This window comes from Pseudomonas sp. DE0010, from assembly GCF_007680745.1.
GTDB lineage: Bacteria > Pseudomonadota > Gammaproteobacteria > Pseudomonadales > Pseudomonadaceae > Aquipseudomonas > Aquipseudomonas parafulva_B.
Genome location: NZ_VEJQ01000100.1, coordinates 1 through 335, shown reverse-complemented (window position 1 = coordinate 335; position 335 = coordinate 1). Strand labels below are relative to the sequence as shown.

Annotated in this window: 1 protein-coding gene; it reads right to left on the bottom strand. The window is 57.6% G+C overall.

What is annotated here, in order from left to right; translation table 11 throughout:
* On the bottom strand, positions 1–335 hold a 335-nt coding region (locus FS767_RS21830), incomplete at its 5' end, for a transposase (RefSeq protein ID WP_144968188.1).

Here is a 335-nt window from a genome sequence, read left to right as displayed (position 1 = left end):
TTAGGCACTGTACGAAATAAGGCGTCGCAGACACCGCATGCCGCAAGCCAGCGAGACCATCGCTGCATAACTTTTTGCAAGCTTGTCGAAGCGCGTCACCAACCGGCGATTCTCTTTCAGCCAGCCGAACATGCGCTCGATGACGTTGCGTTGTCGGTACTTTGGCCGATCGAACAACCTGGGCAAGCCTGGCTTGGGCTTGCGTTTCATCGAACGCATCGGAATAACGGGTTGCATGCGGCAACGGTCGCAGTACTGACGCAAGGCCTCTGCGTCATAGCCTTTATCGGCTAGCAGCCATTTGCAGCGCTTGCGAGGCCGTCCGCGTTGAGCCG